Here is a 503-nt window from a genome sequence, read left to right on the forward strand (position 1 = left end):
TCGGTCACGCACACCACCGCGCCTTGGAGCTGCAGCTGGGCGGCCACGTTCAGCGCCGGGGAGTCGCGGATGTCGTCGGAGTCGGGCTTGAACGCCGCGCCCAGCACGGCGACCTTCTTGCCCAGCAGCGACCCGTCGCAGACCTCGCGGGCCAGCTCCACCATCCGGATCCGGCGGCGCATGTTGATGTTGTCGACCTCGCGCAGGAAGGTCAGCGCCTGGTCCGCGCCCAGTTCGCCGGCGCGGGCCATGAACGCGCGGATGTCCTTGGGCAGGCAGCCGCCGCCGAAGCCCAGGCCGGCGTTGAGGAACTTCCGGCCGATCCGGTCGTCGTGGCCGATCGCGTCGGCCAGCAGTTTCACGTCGGCGCCGGTGGCCTCGCACAGCTCGGCCATCGCGTTGATGAAGGAGATCTTGGTGGCCAGGAAGCTGTTGGCGGCGGTCTTGACCATCTCGGCGGTGGCGTGGTCGGTGCTCACCTTCGGGGTGCCGCGGGCCACGAT

The 503-nt window shown here is 70.2% G+C and carries 1 protein-coding gene; it reads right to left on the reverse strand.

Annotation, left to right across the window (positions count from 1 at the left end; genetic code table 11):
- Positions 1-479 (reverse strand): UDP binding domain-containing protein (locus tag ACI796_RS23130; RefSeq protein WP_456943560.1); only part of this gene is annotated, 479 nt, incomplete at its 3' end.
- Positions 480-503 lie beyond the last annotated feature (24 nt).

The sequence above is a fragment of the Geodermatophilus sp. SYSU D00525 genome (assembly GCF_054050475.1).